This is a genomic window from Bradyrhizobium sp. LB11.1 (assembly GCF_040549385.1).
Classification (GTDB): Bacteria; Pseudomonadota; Alphaproteobacteria; order Rhizobiales; family Xanthobacteraceae; genus Bradyrhizobium.
Window position 1 is genome coordinate 352,434 of the sequence record NZ_JBEPTH010000006.1, and the last position, 17,737, is coordinate 370,170.

The following is a 17,737-nucleotide window of genomic DNA, read 5'->3' on the forward strand; positions in this document are numbered from 1 at the left end:
TTTGAGGGCGTCTGCCTGAGTAAATCCGTCGTCATCGTTCGCCATAGCCCGCCATTGCCGCAGCGGTGGAGAACGAGAGCAGAAGGAAAACTCAGATGCCCGAACACCGCATATCGTACAGTGTACACGAGGCAGCAAAGGCAGCCGGTATCGGCCTGACTAAGCTGCGCGAAGAAATCCGAGCCAAGCGCCTCGTCGCAAGGAAGCTCGGCAAGCGGACCCTCATCAATGCCGACGATCTGAACGCCTGGGCAGCAAACCTGCCCCGGATCGATGACGCACGGCGCGCTGCTTAAACCCACCACCCCCAAAACGAAAACCCGGCTGCACGATCCTCATCTTGGCGGATCTGGTCGTGCGCACCGGGCTCTCTAGGAGTCTCTGAACTTGAAAACCTGTAGCAAACGACGTCTCAAAGCACAATCGGTTTCCGATTTGCCCTTGTTCAATTGGCGCATCGTAGTGGTGCATCCCAGCACGAGGGCCGGCAGCTACGTCGCGCGGCGGTACCGCGTCCACCCGGCGGTAGCCGATCTGATTGCAAACCTTGCCGGCATCGGATCGGGGGTGGAGCAATGAGCAGCATCACCATCCAGAAGTCAGATGGATCACGTCGGACCTTCACGGGCCGCCAAGCTTGGATGCTCCGAAGGCTGATCGACGCAGGATCAGCGGGGATCACCCTCTTGGAGACCCCCGGTCCGAGGTGTTCGCACTACATCTACATGCTCAGGAAGGCTGGATTGAACATCACGACCACGAGCGAACCGCACGCAGGGGCATTTCCCGGCATGCACGGCCGATATCGGCTCGAAACCCCCGTCGTTGTTGTTGCAGAGGCTGCGTAATGAACTTCCATCAATCACGCGCGCCCCTGACCGCAGACGAGCTGAAGCGCCGGGCCGAAGCTCTGTCAGCTAACGCCCAGGCCTCGGATCATTCTCAGACCCATCCCGGAGACGAAGCAGCCGACACGCCCCACAGTGACGAGCGGCAATATGGACCCACGGCCGCTAAAATCTTGCGCGAGGTAAAGCGCAGCGTGGCATTGGCATCTCAGGATGCCAAGCTGGCCGTGTTCACGGAAGCGGCAGCAACGCTGGCCGATGCCGTGGCGAGCCAGTGGGTGCCCAAAAACGTAATGGTCGATCGCCTGTCTGAAATCGCAGTCGCTCACGGACACTTCGGTCGCGATCAACGTGAGATCGAAGAACTGATTGGCCAGTATGCTGATAGGGCTTCCACCTCGACGCAAAAGCCGGAACAAGCGCCGTCTGGCTCAAAACCACTAAAGCGCCGGTTGATCGCGCACCGCGCCAGCGACCTCGAGCCCGAGAAGTTGGTGTGGGTCTGGCCGGGCCGCATCCCCGAGGGCAAGCTCGTGTTGCTCGGCGGTCCGCCAGGTCTCGGCAAGAGCCAGCTCACCGCGTTCATGTCGGCCACTGTCTCGAACGGTGGTCACTGGCCGTGCGGTGAAGGCTCGACGCTCCCGGGAGATGTCATCTTCATGTCGGCAGAGGATGGCGTGCAGGACACCATCATCCCGCGCCTCATGGCGGCGGGGGCTGACCGTGAGCGCGTTCACATCGTCTCGGCGGCGACGAAGCCGGACGGGACCGGTCGGAAGACGTTCAGCCTGAAAACGGACGTCGATCTCTTGGAGGAGATGGCGAGGAAAATCGGCACGGTCAGGCTGATCATCGTCGATCCGATCTCGGCGTATATGGGCGGCAGCGACGGCAATGGGAACGTGGAGACCCGGGAAGTCCTGGAGCCGTTGGCTGACATGGCTAACCGTCTGCGCATCGCTGTGGTCGCCGTGACGCACCTCAATAAGGGTGGAGGTGGGGGCAACCAGAGCGCCTTGAACCGGTTCGCAGGATCGATCGCGTTCGTGGCTGCGGCCCGAGCCGCGTTCGCCGTGATCGAGGATCCGGAGGACGACGAGCGACGGTTCTTGCTCCAGGCCAAAAATAACCTCGGCAAGAAGTGCAAAGGGCTGGCCTTCCGGCTCGAGCAGCGCCTGGTTGGCGATGACGTCATGTCATCGAATGTCATGTTCGAGGGCGACTACGTCAGCGAGTCGATCGACGAAGCGCTGTCTGCATCCGAAAACCGGGGCGCCAAGAAGGGCCAGTCGGGCGGCGGCAAAGAGGACGTCATGCAGTTCCTGAGGGACATCCTATCGGCCGGTCCGGTGGACGTTCTGGACGTCGAGCGTCAGGCCCGAGCGGCTGCACTGCTGGAGGACGACAAGCGGCTGAGCAAGAGCAAGGCCTTCCGCGATGCCCGGACCGAGCTGGGCATCAAGTCCACCAGGGACGGTTTCGGGCCCGGTTCCCGGTACGTGTTGGAGTTACCGGACGCACCATGGGCGCCCGAAAACCCCATGGGCGCCCCCTCCCAAACAAGGGCGCCTATGGATGATTTGGGCGCCCATGGAGAGGTCGGAGGTGCGCAATGACGGGCCTCAGATCCCGCTTGAAGGATCGGAGAGCCCACTGGCTCTTCCGGTTCGATTGCGACGGCCAGTCCTACACCGGCGGCATCGGCCGGTTCGAGGATGGCCAGATCGCGGAGGTGTTCATCAACGGCACCAAGGTCGGCACGGCTGCCGAGACCAACGCTCAGGACGCGGCGATTGTCGCGTCCTTGGCCCTCCAGCATGGTTGCTCGGTTGAAACAATCCAGCACGCCTTGGCAAGGTCGGGGGGCTCAGCCGGCCCCTTGGCGACGCTCTTAAATAAGGTGCTGACCTATGGAGAATGATCCCCGTTTCATTCTCCGCCCGTTCGACAAGCGCGAGGGCATGAGTCTCAGTGCCGCGGCCAAGCATGCCGGCCGATCCGCCTCCACCATGCGGAATTGGTGCGAGGTGCACGGCATTGGCCGGCGTATAGCTGGAGGGAATTGGGTCGTGTCCCGGGTTGCTTTTCAGCTGTTGCTTGATGGGGAGACCGAGGCGCTGTTCGAATACCACACGGGCAATCGGGCTCACCCCGTCGTTGCGATGTATTTCGAGCGCCTCGGTATCAAGTGCCTCGCCTAGGCGCGCACCTCCGGTCAATCCAGCTGACTTCCGCTTTGCGCCTAAAACGACCGATTGCCGTTCAGCAGCGAAATGACGCGATGGGCCATAGGCAACACGACAATCAGCGAAATATTGAGTGCATGATTTGACGCCTTCTGGACGAAAGTCGATGATGTCGGCCCCGGCCGGATTAGGTGACCAAGAAAGCGAAAACCGAGGTGGATAATTACACCGATATGTTCTTGGCTTTAGCCGTGCTGATTTCCCTGCGGCTGCTTCATATGAAGTGGATAAGCAGATCTCTCGCATCCGGCTCTAAGACAAGACCTGAGGCCACGTCGCGACCACGTGCGCTCACGCATACGAACCCCGACGGGAGCGTAAGGGAAACCGTAATCATCGTCCACGGCACGTTTGCCGCACCAGAGCCGGGCAACATTCCATGGTACCATCCCGGTGATGCTTCCGCGCCCGAGGGGTTCATTTCCAAACTCGACTTCGCTCTGCAGAGGAAAGGTTCACAAGCTAAGTGCTGGGCGCACTGCCCTTCAGATACAATATTCCAGTGGTCCGGCGACAACAGTTGGATTGCGCGCACACAAGCGGCATCTGAATTGGCCGAATATGTCGGAAAGCTCCATGCTCGCGGCTGGCGCTGTCACATTGTCGCGCACAGTCATGGTGGCAATGTTTTGCGCCAGGCACTACCCAACATAATCGTTTCCCTTGGACCAAACCAAACACTTGGTAAATTCGTAACCATTGGCACGCCGTTCATAGATACGAGTTCTCCTATGAGAGAACGAGTTCAACGAGCAACAAACAACTCGATAGAAATTGGTCAGGCGTCTTGGCGAGCACTATGCTTACTTGCTGCAATCTTGACGGCGCCGGTTGGACTATTCGTACTTCTTATACTCGTGATAATTTCTCGCGGGATCAGGCAAACCAAAAAGCCAAGTTCAGGAAGCCTCGATGCCTTTTGGGCACAATCGGGCCAAGTTGGAAGTTTCTTAAATTCGATCACCACTACCGGGGGGATACTGCTCGCGCTCGGGAGTCCAAAGGACGAAGCTTGGCAAATACTTCACCACATTCGAAGTCTAGAAGACCCGATCGCGGTCAAGACAGGTATCTTCAAATACATAATCTCCTCGCTAGGTGGTCGGATTTCATTGTCGGAGAATTTGGCTCGCATTGGAGGGGCCAAATCCTTTTTCGATCTCCCAGCCGCAGAAAAGCCAATTTTCTTCTGCGTACACGCCGTCTTTGGTTTCCTATTGGCAGTAGTTTGCGGATTCGTCGTATTCCCTGAATTTAGCTTGAAGGACCCAAGTGTTCTTTTGATCATTGGCGGAAGCATAGGCCTGATACCCTTGGTGGCGGCGGCCGCAACAGCTTTGTTTGGACATCATTTTCATTCATCGCTTTGGTCGCCTCTTCGTTGGTGTTGGTACAGAGTATCTTGCTTGAAGATCATTCCACGTCAAATGTTGACATACGGAATCCGTCGTTCCGCTTGGGCAGTCTTGCAGGCGATGACGATGGGGCTCGAAGGTTATCAACTGCGGCTTCCCGCTGTCGAAAGGGAGCCGCCCCTGCGAAGTGACTTATGGCTGTATGAAGACATACCGAAAGCAGTTGAGGAGCGCGCTTTAGCAAGGAGAGGTGATTGGATAAGACACAACTTGAGTGTGATCTCCGAAACGTTCTCTAGCGCCGTGATCACGCAAGATGACTTGAATTTACTGCTTCGGCAAATTGAGGCTGATCAGTCTCTTGTTCATGCCGCATATTATACCGATGGCGAGTGTATTGCGCGGATTGCGGACTGGATCGCGCGCTAAGCTGGTATTAGTTGCTGAGGTCAATTGAGCCTGACATCGGGTATCGGCAAGCCAATTATTGATCATCGCGAGAGGATGCCAATTCTCTGCAATGTCCGCAACGGGTCCATTTTCGACCGACCAATTGATGCCGCCCTGCTATCTGGTGTCTGCTTGCCTCGCAACTGTCCGTCCGGGGTTGGACGACGGAGAGCAGGCTTTGCCCACGTCGCACAAAATCAACAGACTTAACAAACTTCGCAGGACGAACAGTCATCGCGAAAGCCACAGACCTCGCGTGGACCAGCAAAGCGCCAGACTCTTAGGCTCTCAGCACATTAAATGCTGCGAGAAGATCGATGCGCATCAAATTGGCTCGACGGATTGGACTAGCAACGATTGCCGTATCGTCCCTGATCCTCTCGACGTCGTTCGCTATGGGAGCCGGCACCGTCCCGGGCTTCAATCTTACCCCACAGTTCGACCTAACGGGCAAGGCGGCGCCTGGGTGCCGGCTCTTCATCATCGCAGCAGGTACGGTCGCGACGCCGCAAAACGCCTATTCGGATTCGGGCCTGACCCAAGTACTTCCGAACCCTTTGGCCTGCGACGCCGCGGCTCGCTTGCCCCAATGGTTCGTATCAGATGGGCTCATCAAACTTCGTTTGACGAACTCGGCCGGCGCTCAGATCTTCATCGGCGACAACCTGCTGGTGGTTGGTCCATCGGGAGGCGGCGGGGGTGGCGGCGGCACGATTGACCCGACGACCACCTTTCAGACCGGCGCATTTATGCAGTTCTACGGATCTGGGATTTTGACTGGCTGGGTTCGTTGCAACGGTCGAACGATCGGAAACGCAGGTTCTGGCGCTACTGAGCGGGCCAATCCCGACACCCAAGCGCTTTTTGCTTATCTTTGGGGGGCCGACAGCAGCCTTGCGGTCGCTGGAGGTCGGGGCGCCTCAGCAGCCGCTGACTTCGGTGCAAACAAAACCTTAGCGTTGCCCGATTGCCGAGGCCGCGTTGTTGCCGGTCTTGACGACATGGGCAACAGCGCAGCGGGACGGCTCACGTCATCTTATTTCGGCGCGTTGAGCACGACATTGGGCGCCAGCGGAGGCAGCGAAAACGTGACGCTGACTGCGGCTCAATTGCCGTCACTAGGCATTACCGGTTCGACAAGCGGCGTGATGTCCGTTTCTGGCTCAACAGGTAGTAACGCGATTGTTTCGGGTTCTGGCAGCGGCGTTGGCGGCGGTGGTGCGTTCGGGATCGGTGGTTCGCTGTCCGTCAGCGGTACGGCTTCCGGCACACTGAGCGTCTCCGGCTCCGTTTCCGGGACGGGCAGCCAAGCACACCGAACCGTCCAGCCGACCATCCTCGCCACGACCTACATCAAAATGTGAGGCGACATGATCACCTTGACCATTACGTCGGGCAACGGCGAGCAATTCGTCGTTCGCTTCCAAAACAAGGCGGGAAACAATGCTGACGGTTCGGTGATCTGGGCCGACAGTGATGTGAACCATGAAGTTGGTCAGTCTCAGCGCTACGGGCTGGATGAGAACTTCCGCTTGATCGTTGAAGCGGCGCCGGCTCCCGATGACCGAAGCTGATAAAACAGTTGAGAAACAGCGGGGCCGCCCGTTTCAGAAGGGGCAATCCGGGAACCCCAGTGGGCGCCCCAAGGGTGCCCGCAATGCCACAACGTTGGCGCTCGAAGTCCTACTAGACGGCCAGGCCACCGCCCTGACCCAGAAGGCGATTGACCTCGCCCTTACCGGTGACATGGGCGCCCTCCGTTTGTGTCTCGATCGCATCATGCCCCCTCGCAAGGACAGGCCCGTGACATTCACGCTGCCCGATATCAAGAGCGCCCAAGATGCCGCGGCCGTCGTCTCTGCTATCCTCGCTGCGGTCGCGTCCGGCGAGCTTACCCCATCCGACGCTGCCGAGATCGGCAAACTGATCGACAGCTATGTGAAGGCGTTTGAGACCGCCGAACTGGCCGAACGGCTGGAGCGTTTGGAGAGGATGACCTCGCAATGATCGCGCGGAACATTGAAAACCGGATCGTTAAGCTGGAAGCCAGCCGCCAGCGACCCGACGAATTGCTGCTGGTTTGGCGTCGACCCGATACCGACGTGAGGGCAGCTATCAGCGGTGCGAGGTTTGCATCCGGCGATCGGGTTATCTGCGCCGAATGGTTCGGCGACGACCCGCTACCTGAGCCACGATGGTATAACAATCGGCTGTCATCAGAACTCGGCGCCGTCGAAAACGAATATCTCTCGCGTTCCCTTGGCCGCGCAGTAGAAGGCGCTTGTCCGCGTGATCCTGGATTTGCGCAGACCCCTCCGGTTTCAGCGCGCGGGCTGCGAGAGTTGGCCGACAGCGATCTGCTGCATATAGTTTTCGGAGTGGCGACATGACGCGAGGATCCATCGATAAGCGCATTGCACTGCTGGAGCGACGGAAGTCTGTCGGTGATCGAGTGGTGCATTTCATCAGGGCCGCGGATCGCGCCGACAGAGAGCGGCAGATTGCCGAACTGGTCGCAACAGGGAAAGTCGGCCCGCGCGATGGCTTTCTTTCGCTGACCGGCTGGTACCCCGTCCATTGACGCGCAGCGTCGCAAATTTTGAAGGTCGCGTTGCCAAGCTTGAGCAGCGTCATCGTCGCCTGCCAGACTTCTCGTCCGAACGCCGGAAATGCCTCACTGATCGCGCCGTGGCGGGCGACCACGGGGCGCTGCAGGAACTCAACCTGCATCAGCGGCGGATTACCCAGGCCAGCCCCCAACAGCGTGCTGCGGCCGTTGCCGCCGGTCTGAGGGCTGATCTATGACTCGGAAGCTTAGGCAGAGGATCGAAAAGCTCGAGGGTGGCCGGGGTCAGGGCACCCCTAACGTCGTCGTCGCTATCTGCCCCATACCGGAGACCGATCTCCCGTTGCGCCTCGAGACCGTCGAACAGTGGCTGGCGGCCGGTCTGGCTCATATCGCCTTTAGAGGACACGTTGTGCTCTACGATGGAGGTCGGCGACACCCCCTCTCCGTCGAGGAATGGCAGGCGCGGCACTGCTCGACCGATGGATTACTGCACTAAACTCGACCGCGCGTCATCTGATTGATACCACAGGCTCGACGAAAGTCCCGAGTGTGCCCCTTGATCTCGCTTGTGGGTTGCGGTTGGATGTCCGTGGGGGGCTAGGGCTCATGACACGATCGAATTTTCTACGATGGTCCTTCAACGCACAATATGAGGTTCTTCAAAGCGAGGAAAACTTCCGTCGCTACGTGTGTGAGAACCTTGACGACATAGAATCCGAGGCCGGCGCGCGGTTCGGCGTATTGCTTGCGGTTCTAGTCCTGCAAGCAGTACTTCTTGGTCTGATCCTCTGGAGGGTCTGGTGAGGAAGGGGGAGGCCGCTCGGTGCAGGACGATGATGAGGACAAGCCGCCTTCTCTGAGAGTGGTCAGCGATAACCCGCGCGCTCGAGCCGATCGAGAGATTGAGTGGGCCAAGGACGAGGCGCAGCGCGCATTATCCCAGTTTGCCGCAGCACTGCTTCGGGCGATGGCGGGCAACGATACGGAAGCCGCCTATCTAGTGCGCCGGCTTTCCATACTCGTGGAGGCGATCAACAAATTCCAGAAGCAGTCGGACCGGGGGATGTCGGTTCCAGAGCTTCGGGAAGCGCTTCTCGTACCCAGAGCCGAAATGGACTATTCGAACGACGATGAATGGCGCCGTCGGCGCTGGCTCCGCGCAGATGGCTTCGATGACATTGTGAAGGGAGCGCTCCGCCTGGCAGCGCACAAGGTTCTCGGCGAAGAGCCGGCCTTTGGCGGTATGCATTCCGAAAGAGTGATCGAGCAAGGGATCAAGACGCTCGAGGAATTGAAGCGTCCCCCGCCACCACCCAAGCCGCAACCTCGAATAAAGAAAGGGCTGGCAGCCAGCTGGGACGATGTGGACCTCGGTCCACCGGAGACCTCCAAGCGGAGATTAGGGGAGCGGCTTGCCGCAGCGATAGACGCTTCTCACCGCAGAGGGGCGAACCGAAGTACTGGATTTAGCCACGCCGACCTGAAAGAGCTTCGCAAGGCGATAAAAGCGAAGGACGACACGCGGATTGCCGAGTTGACGGCGAAGATTGGCAGGCCCTCGTTTGAGGACCCCAAATAGACGCTATGGTGGTCAGAGACTTCCGGGACCGCGGGCAATGATGTCTCAGCCGTCGTCATCGACTTGTCAGTATTCCTCGTCGTCTCCCTGATTGATGTAGATAGCCTCCCCCACCTACCCAGCACGCTGACATCCGACTTTTTGGTACTTGCTCAAGTTGTAGGGGAGCGCTAATGCTCCCTTTTATATCACAAGGGCCGGGGGGCTCCTTATTGTCTTATTCAATTGCTGGCGCACACCCAGTCTCGCGGGTGGATGCGCGCTCGATAGTGTACGTTGCGCTGCTTTCCGTTGCGGCAGCGTACTTCTTGGCTTGGCCGATTTGGCGGGCTCAATTTCTCATGGAGATATGGTTCACCGAGTCTTGGAATGCCTTCTGGCAGGACGCAGCTGCGGGGTGGGCGCCTCTCTATCCATCACCAGAGAGTCTGATCGGGAATAACTATCCGCCGCTGTCATTCTACGTGGTCGGTCTCCTCGGCAAGGTGCTCCACGTAGATAGCCTTTACGTTGGACGCTGGCTCTCGCTGGTCGGCTTGGGAGCGCTCGCTATCGAGGTGTTCGCCGCGGTTCGGATACTGACGGGCGGGCGTCTCGGTGCCATGGTGGCCTCGCTCTGGTATCTCGCCATCATGGCGCGCAATTCGACAATCTACATCGGCGCCAACGATCCGCAGATAGCCGGCCTCGCAATCATGGGCGCCGGTTTGATTTGGTTCTTGCGGCGAAACGAACGAGGCGCCTCTCCGATACCGGCAGTGCTCTTGATGGTCGTGGGCGGGTTTTGGAAGCACAACAATATCGCGGTCCCGCTGGTGTCGCTCGCATGGCTGTACGCGGTCCGCAGCAAGTTCGCGCTGCACGCTTTTAGAGCTAGTGCAGAAGCCGTCTTGGTCGGGCTCGCCGTGTGCGTTCTGATCTTTGGTTCAAACTTCATCCCTAATCTGCTGGCGCCGCGCCAATACGCCTGGTCGAACATCATGGGCAATCTTGGGCATCTGCAGTGGTGCGCGTTGGCGTTGCTGATATGGGCCGCCTGGGCCATGTTCGATCGGAAATCCCGCCCGGCGCAGTTCACCGCCCTTCATATTGGGGTCGCTCTTGCCGCCTGCATCGTTCAATGGCTTGGGCATGGCATATTCGGCAATGCCGAGTTCGATCTGATTTTCGCCCTGGCCATTGGGTTAGGGGCAACGTTCAACCGTGTCGGTGAGGGCTGGCTTGCGATGAGGATCGGCGCGAACAGATGCAGAGATGCCATGGTCGCGGCGCTGTTGTTGCGGCTGGTCCTCTCTGATCGTCAAGAAACCGCGCTGCTGCTGTTGAGTTCGGAGTTTCGGCAATCGCTCTACGACAGTGAAAGAGACCTCTTAAGCGAGGCTAGCTCAGTGGCGGCTATGCCGGGAGATGTGGCTTGCTTCGTCAAGATGGTTTGCCGCCAGGCGGGCAAGCCGTTCGTCCTGGATGAGTTCAAGACTGATGAGCTCGTGGCGATGGGCAAGGCCACACCCGCCGAAGTTAAGGCAATGCTCGACGACCGGGACATACGGTGGATTTCGTGGCGGCCCAACTGGGCTGACACATCCATCAGTAGATGGCTTTCGTCTCGAAATCTCCAACCTTGAAGAACTTCTCGGACTGCGCGAGGTAACTTAACGTAACCCCTAGCGGCTTGGAATGCTCTCGGTCGTGACAACATGCGGTGCTCAGAGGAGCGCAACTATCCTACAAACGCAGACACCTTGTCGCGCGCTACGCCGTCAACTTAGTGGCCATGCGAGCGTTGATTTAGAGGACAACCAAAACCATGACCGTTACTTTGAATTTCGAATGGGAAGAAGCGCCGGGCGCAAAGACTCTGAGCAATCCTGGCAACCCGCGGCCCGCAGCTCAATTCGCGGATGCTCCGGCCAAGCAAACGGGTCGTCAGTCGGCGTTCTATAGAAATCTGGTTCGCCTCGCTGAACAGACAGGGACGAGGACGCTTCCGATTAACTTCTTGACCCTAGGTAGAGTGGCCAAGCGGATGGACTACGGATGCATGAAGATTGCTGAGCATGCGGGGTTTATTGAGCGGATCGAAGATTCCCCCAGCGGTGCGGTCGAAGCCATAACCTTGGCGTGGGACCCGTCGATTTAACCGGCATCGACGGAACGAACTGCATCGCATCTCCAACCTTTAAGAGCCGGAAAATTCGAATTATTTGGATTTTCCCATCCATTTCTCGCCCTTTAGAATCCGGCCTAACTCGCATTTTCGGCAGCAAATAATTCCCCTTTTATGGGGTGGGTAAGTTGCCTGACGTTTTCCAGCCAGCCCTTGCCCGAAAAACCTCTTTTGTCTCTCGCAAGTTTAACGGCTGGGGCCCCAAAATGGGTGGGGTACTTCCGGATAAAAAATCAGCGCTTCCGCTTCTTCATCCTCACGCCAGCACCTCCACCGTTCTCGGGGATGAACTCGATCCCAGCTTTCTCGAGTGCCTTTCGAACCGCTTCACGAACATCATCGGAAACAGCAGGGCCATCCTCTGCCTCACGTTCTAGGCGCTTGATCGTAGGCAACGAACGCTCGGCGGCTTCTGCCAGCTGCGTCTGAGACCAGCCGAGCAGGCCGCGAGCCGCTCTTATTTGTTCGATCGAAATCATTGCAAATCCCGCTTGACACTTTTTGGATCATGACTATGATCCATTTTGTATCAAGACAGAAGCCCAAAGGCAACCCCGATGAGAAACAACGCCTTCCCGGTGAACGGCGGAGCTGCGCCCGCGGCCACCCTCACCATCCGCAACTTGATCGACGAGGAAACCGGCGAAGTGAAGATGTGGGTCCTGAAGGGGCTCGCTCACCGGGAGGCGATGCTGACCTGGGGCGAGATTAGCCCTCGTTCCCTTCGCAGCGCCGTCCGCATGATCGCCGATACGATTCCCGAGATGCAGTGCGCTTGGCGGCAGCGCCACGGGCTGCCCGTCGCAATGTCCACCATCACCCCCTATGGCACCGCCCGCGATGGCGTGCGCCGTTCGGCCTTCTGAGGAGCAACCCATGCTGTCCATCACCCAAAATGCCCAGCGCGTCCGCGTACCGGCCCGCGCCCTCATGAGCGGCGACATCACCAGCTCGGGCGAAACCGTCCTCGGCGTGAGCACTGGCGTTGCTACGCCGCGCGGAAAGGTCGAGGTCTCTCTGAGCAAGGGCCATTTCGGCCGCGTGGCGGTCTGGAACGCCGGCACAATCATCGTAGTCCGCCGTGACAGCCACACTGCGACAAACGAAAACGCGTGCGCCGAAATCCCGCTTTCAGATCGCCTGCCCACGTTCCACGAGCTTGCGTCGTTTGACGCTGGCAAGGCGTGGGATCGGCTCTCACCTGAGCAACAGCGAGCCATAGGCGTACTAGCGCTGAGGTTCGGCACGGTAGGGCAGTGCGAAGGCTACTTCCACGAAAGCATTGACGGCGTCCGGAAGGGTTTCAGCTCCAGTCATTGGACGCCGCAGGTTCAGGCGACGGCCGTTTGGCCGCGTCTGCATATCGAGCTGATCGAGAGTGCCGCTCAGGCTGCCTTTCAGGCCTTGTGCGAATGCTTCGATCCCCTTTGGCCCCAACTGTTTGGTTGGCAAGCCCGGAAGGAGGTGAAGCAACCGTAAGCTTGCCTGCCCAACGACAAACTGAGCACGGGCGGTGCTCAGTCCAATTGAACCCACAACCTCGAGAAAACACATGAGCAACGCGGTGGCTAAAGGCGCCCAAGGCGCCGGACAATTTTCAACATCTTTCTCTCATCTGGAAAGGCGGCCCGACGCATGCCAGCCCGGATCAGGGCGGCCAGAACCATCCATCCGCTCAAACATTCTTCAGGCCGGGGCACAGATCAGCAGGAGGTCAGTCATGAATATGTTTGTCTCGTCCGCGGCAGTCGCCGCTGCCGCACCAGCCGTCGTCGCTAAGGCCCACACTGAGCCCCCGCTTGCTATCGACAATGAAACTATCTTGGCTCGCGTCGAGCAAATCGTGGGCTTCCTACGCACATGCTACATCCACGAAGGGTGGAAAATGGATGAGCAGGGTGCGACGCTCACCCTGGATTACTTCCGCCGGCAGGTCCACGGACCCGCCTTCAAAGATGAGGATGAGGACACGGCGGCATTATACCAAGCTCAGCAATTTCTCAGCTCGCATGGCCAGAGCCTCGACTGGGTCCATGACGGAAATCCCATTGGGATGATTTGCGGGGGCGCGCGCCATTCGGATTGGGCGAACATGGCAATCGATACTGAATTGCTTGCGCTGGAGGAGAAAATTTTTGAACTCGATGAAAGCGCCAACGAACATGCCGAGGAAATATATCGGCTCCAAGAGGCTTGGGTGGGCGAACTTCATCGGCTCGAGGATCTGCGGTGGACTGAAGGCGTCCACTCAACGGCCAAAGAAAGGTGGGAAGCCGTAAAAGCCATGCCCGAATCGAAGGAACACAATCGCCTCGTCAAGCTCACTGAACCGTATGCAGTTGAGCGGGATGAGCTGATCAAGCGAATGTGGACGATACCCGCCCGCACGCCTGAGGGGCGCCGTTCGAAGTTACTGGTGCTGCTCGCTTGCGTCATGCGAGGCGGCTGGACGGACACCGACAAGGATGCTGACTGGGATATCGAGATGGCTCGAAAGCTGATGATTGAGTTCGTAGGCGGTACGCCAGCCAAGGATCTGGGCGAGCAGTTCGCGTGAGACCCTAATGAAAGAGGCGTCCCCACACGCCCTCGTGCCGTACGGAAGAGCCTGGAAATCGACACCGAGACCAGGGATCCTCTCGTGACCAGCAAGGAAAACTAGCTCCTACAGCAGGGCCCGCCGGTTCACGCTGGCGGTCTCTGTTGCTCGCCGTCTACTCGTCGGCCACCTTAGACCAGGCGCCATTGCTGTCTTTCATGTCGCGGTGAGAGGTGCCGTTGTCCCAGTTGATGCAAGTGCGAACATCATTGAAGTCGTTCAACGTGCAGGCTTCGCGCACGATCACCTTGCCCGTCATATCCTCAACAGTCTTCACAAAAGCGACTTTGCCCTGATTATCGACGTAGCTCACACCGATGTTGCAAACCTTTAGTTCGGGCTGGCAGGAGCGACTGAAAAGCGGCTTGCCGTTATTTTGACTAGCAGAACGTTCCATGGCTCGATTTACGACCTCGGCCCAGGTCGGCGTAGCGCTTGGCTTGGGAGTTTGAGAAGCGGTGACCCCGTTATTCGACGGCAAGAGCGGCAAGGGCTCCTTTGCGGGAGTTTGCTGCAGGTTGGTTACTGCCGGACCTGATTGGGATGGACGGCCCATCATCGTGACGCCCATCGACTGAAGTTCCTGAGGGCTTAGCCAAACCATATCTTGGGGAGATGTGACGACCATCCGACCAATTATCGCGGATGGGACGCCAAGCTCCTTTGATATCTTAGCCATAGACACTGTGGCGGCACCGGACGCGGCTGTCTCCTCGCCGTTTTCGCCGGAAGCTCCATGCACTCCAATCTGAGCGCCATAACCGGCGTTCTTGGTCGAACCAGCCGCAAACATCAGAAAGCATGCCGACGCGCAGACTGCCGTCTTGCCCACATTCGTAGATGTCTTTCCGTACCTTATCGCGTCGGCAATTTTCACTCCCTCAAGCAAATTGCCGCCGGGAGAGTCTAGCCTCACGTTCGCGACGAACTTCCCAGAATCGTTTGCCTGACGAACCGATTGAGAGAACTTGTCGGCGTCGCCGGGAACAATTTCACCAGTGATCCAGATGGTGGCTTGGCCGGACTTGCCGACCCCTATTTTGACCTCCGCGGATTCGCCGCGGTTTGAAAATGCTGCGACCAAGAGCAGCATCGTGAGTAAACCCGACCGGCGTCGAATAGCCATTTTGGAAGGCCCCCTTGCAGTATATTGTTCCGCAACCTTGGGGCGTGCGCAAGCGAAAGCAGTCGAGACGAACAGCGGCTTTCGTCCTGATCTAGGTAATCGGCTACTCGCTGCAGTCGCTGACGCGCTGTAATCTCCCCTGCCGATTCGGAGTAGCAGATGCCCGCGCCCAAGGTCTTTATCTCGTATTCGCACGACTCGTCGGACCACAAGGCATGGGCGCTGCGCGTGGCCGCTTCGCTGCGAGAGTTCGGGGTCGACGCGACGCTCGATCAATGGGATTTGGTGCCGGGACAGGATGTCGCTGCATTCATGGCCGATGGCATCCGCACTGCCGATCGCGTGGTGATGATCTGCACGGATGCGTACGTTGCCAAGGCGGAAGGCGGCAAGGGCGGTGTCGGCTACGAGCGCCTGATCGTCACAGCCGAGGTTGTCGCCAAGATCGACACCATCAAGTTCATTCCCATCGTCCGGAACAACGCCGGCGAGCGCAAGGTACCGATTTTTCTAGGGCCGCGACTGTACATCGACTTCTCTGACGACGCGCAGTACGGCCCGAAGCTGGAGGAACTGGCGCGCGAGATCCACGCCGCGCCGGCCTTGATCAAGCCAGGGCTCGGCGAGAACCCGTTCAAGGCCGAAGTGATCGAAGCCGGCGAACCGGTGCGGGTTGCGGGGCCGAGCGGCGCGACCGCGGCAGGCGAGCCGATCCTGAGCGGTCCGTGGTTCGAGGCGCAACACAACACGGCAGCGAGCGGGATCACAACGCTCTTCATTAGCGACGCCGGCCAAATGCCGCCCATCGACGATGTCGGTGGGATGGAAATTCGCATGGGGCTGCATGCCGGACTGAACAAGACCCAGATGGAACTCTTCAATGCGGTGCGCGCTTCGGAGATCAAGACGTTCGGCTGGCCGTTTGCTGTGACGCTCGAGAACCGGGAGGACAGCAAGCCGAGACCCTTCGGCGACGGTATTCGCGCCGAAATATCGATCAAGGAGCGGAAATCGTACGACTACTGGGCAGCGCGCAAGAACGGCGATTTCTACGCGATGCAAGGGTACTTCGAGGATCAACAGGGCGCGCCGGATGCCTTGTTCTTCAACACGCGCATCGTTCGTTTGACAGAAGCGCTGATGTTCGCCGGCAGGTTCTATACCGCCCTGGGCGCAACGACTGAAGCCAAGCTCAGCGTTCGCGTGACGCACCGGGGCCTTCGCGGACGCACTCTCAAGAGCGTCGGAGGCAACCGCATCTTGTTCGATACGCCGGCCTCGCACGAGCAGATGTCGGAGACGGAGACCGTCATCGTACTCGGCGCCCTTCGTGATACTCTGGTCGAAGAGGTGCAGCGCGTGTGTGCCCCCATGTTCATGCTCTTCGACTTCCAAGAGTTCGCACAGGAGGTCTACGAAAACATCGTGCGCCGGTTCGAGAGGGGCGACGTCTCGTAAGCCACGAAGGCGAAGGCGAGTGGCCTTCGCCGCCGCTCTGTTCTCTGCTTTTTAATGGCGCTATCAACGCGCGAGAGTCAGATTATCCGCCCTAGTGGCTCAAATCATGAGCGAGGCGCTGCGCATCGTGGTTGTGGACAAGACCGCCGCCTAAGAATCGAACCTGACTTTGGGCCTACTTGCGGGGAGTCAAGCCAAGGCAATGCTAATAAAGTGTTAAGCGATTAACTCGATTTTTACCCTTTGGTAGTAATTATTGAGAGACGACCACGAGGTGATTCGGGTTTCGAAGGCGTGATGCAAACAGGTTCAAGAGGGATTGTCCGGCCCAGGTTGAAGCGGCTTTAGCGAGCACCTCAAAGGTACCTTCTGCGCAGTCCTCCAGAACAACAAACAGCCCCCCATCCCCCCCAAGTTGGTCGAGAGCTTGATCTTCATACGTGACTCGCGAAATTTCCGTGAGCCACAGTGTTCTGTGATTGTCGATCGCGACAGAAAGGTCTTCGTCCATGTCGATGAGTCCTGTTCTTCATCAATCCGTGCGAGTGCGACCAGAGCCGCGGATGTCGGCAGCAGCCTTGGCCGAATACTTGATAATGCGGCCGGACGGGCAGCAGAACGTGCTGCACGATTGCAAATTTTCGCGACCTCCGATCGTGACAGCCAATGGCGACGCGGTGAGAGCGCTACGTGAGTACAATGCAGACCCTCGACGTTCCCCAGAGATTCTGATCCGGGTTAAGGAAGAGTTAACCATAAAAGCCGCGGAGCCTGGCATCAAGCCAAAGGCCCGCGAAGACGCACTGCGATGCATTGAAATCGTTCAACTATTCGAGCAGCGAGAAAATGCGCTGGGGATGCGCAGAATGTCTCTCGCGGCGGCTCCGAATTTCGAAGCTGTCGATATTGAGGGCGTGACCGTTTCGATCCGGCCAGACTTCCTCGTCGGTGGCGGCGGAAGCGGGCAGCGGTTGGGGGCAGGCATGTTGCGGGTTGCCAAAGCTCCTGATCCAGAAGCTTGCAAAATGCAGGCAACGAAAGAGCGCCGCGGGGAACACCGCCGAGAGTTGGCGCGATACTTGGTCGCTTTGATGCAGATCTTGCTTGAAGCCCAGGACAAAAGCCTCGGAACTGTTGATCGGGACTCGTGCTTTGTGGCCGATCTCCGCCTTGCGGAGCAAATCGGACCAGCGCCAGACCATACTGCACGCTTGCGAGCCATCCGCGCTGCGTGTCGACAGGTCAGGGAACTTTGGCCGAGCATCCAAGCGAAACCCGCGCTGTATCAAAAATAGGTGCAACACGCCGGCCGGAAGCGAAGAGATAGTCGTGCTAGGGTA

At 58.6% G+C, this 17,737-nt stretch carries 22 protein-coding genes; 19 read left to right on the plus strand and 3 right to left on the minus strand.

What is annotated here, in order from left to right; all coding sequences use genetic code 11:
• The first annotated feature begins 95 nt into the window (after positions 1 to 95).
• From ABIA96_RS18715 to ABIA96_RS18775, 14 genes are all read left to right on the plus strand, one after another.
• On the plus strand, positions 96 to 296 hold the full coding sequence (locus ABIA96_RS18715; RefSeq protein ID WP_354138506.1) for a helix-turn-helix domain-containing protein: 201 nt from the start codon (positions 96 to 98) through the stop codon (positions 294 to 296).
• Positions 297 to 575: 279 nt separating this feature from the next.
• Positions 576 to 848 carry a winged helix domain-containing protein gene (locus tag ABIA96_RS36640; RefSeq protein ID WP_502918829.1) on the plus strand — a complete coding sequence of 91 codons (273 nt, stop codon included), beginning with the start codon at positions 576 to 578 and terminating at the stop codon, positions 846 to 848.
• Positions 848 to 2,464, plus strand: coding sequence for an AAA family ATPase (locus ABIA96_RS18720; protein ID WP_354138507.1), 1,617 nt, complete (start codon positions 848 to 850; stop codon positions 2,462 to 2,464). The genes ABIA96_RS36640 and ABIA96_RS18720 overlap by 1 nt, the downstream gene beginning before the upstream one ends.
• Positions 2,461 to 2,769, plus strand: coding sequence for a TSCPD domain-containing protein (locus ABIA96_RS18725; RefSeq protein WP_354138508.1), 309 nt, complete (start codon positions 2,461 to 2,463; stop codon positions 2,767 to 2,769). Before ABIA96_RS18720 ends, ABIA96_RS18725 begins: the two co-directional genes overlap by 4 nt.
• Positions 2,770 to 2,917: 148 nt before the next feature.
• On the plus strand, positions 2,918 to 3,049 hold the full coding sequence (locus ABIA96_RS18730; protein WP_354138509.1) for a hypothetical protein: 132 nt from the start codon (positions 2,918 to 2,920) through the stop codon (positions 3,047 to 3,049).
• A gap of 176 nt (positions 3,050 to 3,225) precedes the next feature.
• On the plus strand, positions 3,226 to 4,878 hold the full coding sequence (locus tag ABIA96_RS18735; RefSeq protein ID WP_354138510.1) for an esterase/lipase family protein: 1,653 nt from the start codon (positions 3,226 to 3,228) through the stop codon (positions 4,876 to 4,878).
• Positions 4,879 to 5,216: 338 nt separating this feature from the next.
• Complete coding sequence (locus ABIA96_RS18740; protein WP_354138511.1) at positions 5,217 to 6,263, plus strand: hypothetical protein; 1,047 nt, start codon at positions 5,217 to 5,219, stop codon at positions 6,261 to 6,263.
• 6 nt (positions 6,264 to 6,269) lie between these two features.
• On the plus strand, positions 6,270 to 6,473 hold the full coding sequence (locus ABIA96_RS18745; RefSeq protein ID WP_354138512.1) for a hypothetical protein: 204 nt from the start codon (positions 6,270 to 6,272) through the stop codon (positions 6,471 to 6,473).
• Positions 6,460 to 6,906, plus strand: a complete 447-nt coding sequence (locus ABIA96_RS18750; protein ID WP_354138513.1) for a DUF5681 domain-containing protein — start codon at positions 6,460 to 6,462, stop codon at positions 6,904 to 6,906. Before ABIA96_RS18745 ends, ABIA96_RS18750 begins: the two co-directional genes overlap by 14 nt.
• Entirely contained in the window at positions 6,903 to 7,289 is a 387-nt protein-coding gene (locus ABIA96_RS18755; protein WP_354138514.1) for a hypothetical protein, read from the plus strand. The genes ABIA96_RS18750 and ABIA96_RS18755 overlap by 4 nt, the downstream gene beginning before the upstream one ends.
• On the plus strand, positions 7,286 to 7,480 hold the full coding sequence (locus ABIA96_RS18760) for a hypothetical protein (RefSeq protein ID WP_354138515.1): 195 nt from the start codon (positions 7,286 to 7,288) through the stop codon (positions 7,478 to 7,480). Before ABIA96_RS18755 ends, ABIA96_RS18760 begins: the two co-directional genes overlap by 4 nt.
• 811 nt (positions 7,481 to 8,291) lie before the next feature.
• Positions 8,292 to 9,047 (plus strand): hypothetical protein, encoded by a 756-nt coding sequence (locus tag ABIA96_RS18765; protein WP_354138516.1) that lies wholly within the window; start codon positions 8,292 to 8,294, stop codon positions 9,045 to 9,047.
• Positions 9,048 to 9,316: 269 nt separating this feature from the next.
• On the plus strand, positions 9,317 to 10,672 hold the full coding sequence (locus ABIA96_RS18770; protein ID WP_354138517.1) for a hypothetical protein: 1,356 nt from the start codon (positions 9,317 to 9,319) through the stop codon (positions 10,670 to 10,672).
• A 182-nt stretch (positions 10,673 to 10,854) separates the two neighbouring features.
• A complete protein-coding gene (locus ABIA96_RS18775; protein WP_354138518.1) occupies positions 10,855 to 11,187 on the plus strand; it encodes a hypothetical protein in 333 nt (110 codons plus the stop codon).
• Positions 11,188 to 11,447: 260 nt separating this feature from the next.
• Here ABIA96_RS18775 and ABIA96_RS18780 read toward each other — a convergent pair whose 3' ends face one another.
• Positions 11,448 to 11,693: a helix-turn-helix domain-containing protein gene (locus ABIA96_RS18780; protein ID WP_354138519.1), complete on the minus strand. Its 246-nt coding sequence runs from the start codon at positions 11,691 to 11,693 to the stop codon at positions 11,448 to 11,450.
• A gap of 78 nt (positions 11,694 to 11,771) precedes the next feature.
• Here ABIA96_RS18780 and ABIA96_RS18785 point away from each other — a divergent pair, with 78 nt between their 5' ends.
• The 3 genes from ABIA96_RS18785 to ABIA96_RS18795 all read left to right on the plus strand — a co-directional run bounded on the left by ABIA96_RS18785 (position 11,772) and on the right by ABIA96_RS18795 (position 13,771).
• Complete coding sequence (locus tag ABIA96_RS18785) at positions 11,772 to 12,080, plus strand: hypothetical protein (protein WP_354138520.1); 309 nt, start codon at positions 11,772 to 11,774, stop codon at positions 12,078 to 12,080.
• Positions 12,081 to 12,090: 10 nt separating this feature from the next.
• A complete protein-coding gene (locus tag ABIA96_RS18790) occupies positions 12,091 to 12,693 on the plus strand; it encodes a hypothetical protein (RefSeq protein WP_354138521.1) in 603 nt (200 codons plus the stop codon).
• 241 nt (positions 12,694 to 12,934) lie between these two features.
• Positions 12,935 to 13,771 (plus strand): hypothetical protein, encoded by an 837-nt coding sequence (locus ABIA96_RS18795; protein ID WP_354138522.1) that lies wholly within the window; start codon positions 12,935 to 12,937, stop codon positions 13,769 to 13,771.
• A 157-nt stretch (positions 13,772 to 13,928) separates the two neighbouring features.
• Here ABIA96_RS18795 and ABIA96_RS18800 read toward each other — a convergent pair whose 3' ends face one another.
• Complete coding sequence (locus ABIA96_RS18800; RefSeq protein WP_354138523.1) at positions 13,929 to 14,906, minus strand: COG3904 family protein; 978 nt, start codon at positions 14,904 to 14,906, stop codon at positions 13,929 to 13,931.
• A gap of 192 nt (positions 14,907 to 15,098) precedes the next feature.
• Between ABIA96_RS18800 and ABIA96_RS18805 the strand changes: the two genes are divergently transcribed.
• A complete protein-coding gene (locus tag ABIA96_RS18805) occupies positions 15,099 to 16,397 on the plus strand; it encodes a toll/interleukin-1 receptor domain-containing protein (protein ID WP_354138524.1) in 1,299 nt (432 codons plus the stop codon).
• Positions 16,398 to 16,650: 253 nt separating this feature from the next.
• Here ABIA96_RS18805 and ABIA96_RS18810 read toward each other — a convergent pair whose 3' ends face one another.
• Positions 16,651 to 16,908, minus strand: a complete 258-nt coding sequence (locus tag ABIA96_RS18810) for a hypothetical protein (RefSeq protein WP_354138525.1) — start codon at positions 16,906 to 16,908, stop codon at positions 16,651 to 16,653.
• Between the two features lie 52 nt (positions 16,909 to 16,960).
• On the opposite strand from ABIA96_RS18810, the gene ABIA96_RS18815 reads away from it, so the two are divergent.
• Positions 16,961 to 17,692, plus strand: a complete 732-nt coding sequence (locus ABIA96_RS18815; protein ID WP_354138526.1) for a hypothetical protein — start codon at positions 16,961 to 16,963, stop codon at positions 17,690 to 17,692.
• The last annotated feature ends 45 nt before the right edge of the window (positions 17,693 to 17,737 follow it).

Excerpts from the sequence above, each read along its gene's own strand:
- ABIA96_RS18715 (WP_354138506.1), top strand. The coding sequence starts at position 96 with ATGCCCGAACACCGCATATCGTACAGTGTACACGAGGCAGCAAAGGCA.
- ABIA96_RS36640 (WP_502918829.1), top strand. The coding sequence starts at position 576 with ATGAGCAGCATCACCATCCAGAAGTCAGATGGATCACGTCGGACCTTC.
- ABIA96_RS18720 (WP_354138507.1), top strand. The coding sequence starts at position 848 with ATGAACTTCCATCAATCACGCGCGCCCCTGACCGCAGACGAGCTGAAG.
- ABIA96_RS18725 (WP_354138508.1), top strand. The coding sequence starts at position 2,461 with ATGACGGGCCTCAGATCCCGCTTGAAGGATCGGAGAGCCCACTGGCTC.
- ABIA96_RS18740 (WP_354138511.1), top strand. The coding sequence starts at position 5,217 with ATGCGCATCAAATTGGCTCGACGGATTGGACTAGCAACGATTGCCGTA.
- ABIA96_RS18745 (WP_354138512.1), top strand. The coding sequence starts at position 6,270 with ATGATCACCTTGACCATTACGTCGGGCAACGGCGAGCAATTCGTCGTT.
- ABIA96_RS18750 (WP_354138513.1), top strand. The coding sequence starts at position 6,460 with ATGACCGAAGCTGATAAAACAGTTGAGAAACAGCGGGGCCGCCCGTTT.
- ABIA96_RS18755 (WP_354138514.1), top strand. The coding sequence starts at position 6,903 with ATGATCGCGCGGAACATTGAAAACCGGATCGTTAAGCTGGAAGCCAGC.
- ABIA96_RS18760 (WP_354138515.1), top strand. The coding sequence starts at position 7,286 with ATGACGCGAGGATCCATCGATAAGCGCATTGCACTGCTGGAGCGACGG.
- ABIA96_RS18775 (WP_354138518.1), top strand. The coding sequence starts at position 10,855 with ATGACCGTTACTTTGAATTTCGAATGGGAAGAAGCGCCGGGCGCAAAG.
- ABIA96_RS18780 (WP_354138519.1), bottom strand. The coding sequence starts at position 11,693 with ATGATTTCGATCGAACAAATAAGAGCGGCTCGCGGCCTGCTCGGCTGG.
- ABIA96_RS18785 (WP_354138520.1), top strand. The coding sequence starts at position 11,772 with ATGAGAAACAACGCCTTCCCGGTGAACGGCGGAGCTGCGCCCGCGGCC.
- ABIA96_RS18790 (WP_354138521.1), top strand. The coding sequence starts at position 12,091 with ATGCTGTCCATCACCCAAAATGCCCAGCGCGTCCGCGTACCGGCCCGC.
- ABIA96_RS18795 (WP_354138522.1), top strand. The coding sequence starts at position 12,935 with ATGAATATGTTTGTCTCGTCCGCGGCAGTCGCCGCTGCCGCACCAGCC.
- ABIA96_RS18800 (WP_354138523.1), bottom strand. The coding sequence starts at position 14,906 with ATGCTGCTCTTGGTCGCAGCATTTTCAAACCGCGGCGAATCCGCGGAG.
- ABIA96_RS18805 (WP_354138524.1), top strand. The coding sequence starts at position 15,099 with ATGCCCGCGCCCAAGGTCTTTATCTCGTATTCGCACGACTCGTCGGAC.
- ABIA96_RS18810 (WP_354138525.1), bottom strand. The coding sequence starts at position 16,908 with ATGGACGAAGACCTTTCTGTCGCGATCGACAATCACAGAACACTGTGG.
- ABIA96_RS18815 (WP_354138526.1), top strand. The coding sequence starts at position 16,961 with ATGTCGGCAGCAGCCTTGGCCGAATACTTGATAATGCGGCCGGACGGG.